We start from the raw sequence: 2007 nt of genomic DNA, 5'->3' as shown, positions 1-2007 counted from the left end.
GGTGCTGTCAGTCGACGCAGCCGGTCGGCGCCGGAACCGTCTCGTCGAGCGTGGAGAGCACGAGCTCCGTGGTGAGCCGGTCGGCGAGCATCTCCAGGTGCGTGGTCTTCGCGGAGGAGCACACGTCCTGCAGCACGACATCGGTGACGTTCGGATCCTCGCCCAGGCCGCTCGTGTACGGCTCCACCACGTCGTCGTGGGCGGTGAGGATGTTCGTGTACTCCACCGACTCGACGAAGCGGCCGGTCGCGGCGAGATCCTCGAGGAACTGCGAGCCGGGAAGCATGTCGGCGCAGGCGGGGCAGGTCGCGTATTCGAAGTCGCGCATCACACCGTCGCTGGTGACGATGGTCGTTCCGTCCCACAGGGGAGCGAGCGACACGAGTCGATCAACCTTGCCGGCGCCGCCGTCACCGATCCACTTCGCCGCGACCAGCGTGCCCTGCGAATGGCCGACGATGTCGACCTTCTCGGCGCCGGTCTGCGCGAGCACCTCGTCGACGAATGCGGAGAGCTGATGTGTGCTCGGCTCGAGCGGCGCCATCCCACCCAGAGCGCTGACGGGCCACGGACCGGGGAACGCGCCGAAGGTCGGAGCGAAGACGCAGTAGCCGGCGTTGGCGAGCAGAGGCGAGAACGTCTGCCACGCGACCTGCCGGTTACCGCTGGTGTTGTGGACCAGCACAACAGGATTGGGCTTGTCGGGGGTCGGGCGACAGTTCGGGTCGTTCGAGCCGGGAGCCGAACCACCCGGATTCTCGAGCTCCAGAGCCACCGTGTCGGGAAGTTCGTACGGCACGGGCAGCGTGGCAGGCGAGGCGGCCGCCGTGCCGGAGCCGAGAAGACCCGCGGCGAGAACGGTCAGCAGGAGCGGTCGGCCAAACACGGGTCATCCTTCGAACAGTGACGACTATCGGTAAGTGCACTGCGGCCCTATAAGGTGTTCCGGGGGCTGCGCAGGGGAACGGAATCGGAGTATATCTATGCGGCGGGTATCCGCGTTGGTTGTCGTGACGACCGTCGTGGCGTCGACCTGGGGCCTCGGAGCGTCGACGGCGTCCGCAGAACCCGATGAGGCCCGGCTCGTGAGCACTACGGTCGTCGACGACCAGCAACTCGACATCGAGGTCTACTCGCCGTCCATGGACGAGAACATCGAGCTGCGGATCCTGCGCCCCACCGACACCGTCACTCCCAGCCCCACGTTGTACGTGCTGAGCGGCGTCGACGGCGGGTCGTACAACAACAGCTGGATGGACCAGTCCGACATCGTCGACTTCTTCTCCGACAAGCACGTCAACGTCGTTATCCCGAAGGGCGGCGAGTCGAGCTACTACACCGACTGGAAGCACGACGACCCGAACCTCGGCCGCTACAAGTGGGCCACCTTCCTCACCGAGGAACTGCCGCCCGTCATCGACAGCACCTACGCGACCACCGGCACCAACGGCCTGATCGGCTTCTCGATGTCGGGCACGTCGTCGCTCAATCTCGCGATTGCCGCACCGGATCTGTACGACGCGGTGGGCAGCTTCAGCGGCTGCGCACGCACAAGCGACCCCCTCGGCCAGGCCTTCGTCACCACGACCGTCGTCAACTTCTTCGGCAACCCGCTCAACATGTGGGGTCCGTTCGACGACCCCACCTGGGTCGCCAACGATCCCTACGTCAACGCCGAGAAACTGCGCGGCACCACCTTGTACCTGTCGTCGCGCACCGGCCTGCCCGGCCGCTACGACAATCTCGAATCCGAGTGGATCAAGGACGAGGAAGACCTCGCCGACGTGGTCATCAAAGGCGGGCTCATCGAAGCCGCCGCGGCCGACTGCACCCGACGCATGGCGACGCGCCTCGACGAACTGGGCATCCCCGCCACAATCGACATCCACGACGACGGCACCCACAACTGGGGCTACTGGCAGGACGACCTGCACAACTCGTGGCCCGTCCTCGGTCCCGCGATCGGCGCGTCCTGACGGTTCATCCACAGGCGGTCGGTTCATCCAC

The 2007-nt window shown here is 66.2% G+C and carries 2 protein-coding genes; one reads left to right on the top strand and one right to left on the bottom strand.

From position 1 onward, the window contains the following. Window positions 1-7: 7 nt before the first annotated feature. Window positions 8-886, bottom strand: coding sequence for an esterase/lipase family protein (locus QR64_RS13950; RefSeq protein WP_039585605.1), 879 nt, complete (start codon window positions 884-886; stop codon window positions 8-10). A 115-nt stretch (window positions 887-1001) separates the two neighbouring features. On the opposite strand from QR64_RS13950, the gene QR64_RS13945 reads away from it, so the two are divergent. After that, window positions 1002-1976: an alpha/beta hydrolase gene (locus QR64_RS13945; RefSeq protein WP_052227310.1), complete on the top strand. Its 975-nt coding sequence runs from the start codon at window positions 1002-1004 to the stop codon at window positions 1974-1976. The last annotated feature ends 31 nt before the right edge of the window (window positions 1977-2007 follow it).

This window comes from Rhodococcus sp. Chr-9 (genome assembly GCF_000801125.1).
GTDB classification, from domain to species: Bacteria; Actinomycetota; Actinomycetes; order Mycobacteriales; family Mycobacteriaceae; genus Rhodococcus; species Rhodococcus pyridinivorans.
This window is presented reverse-complemented; position numbering and strand designations above follow the sequence as displayed.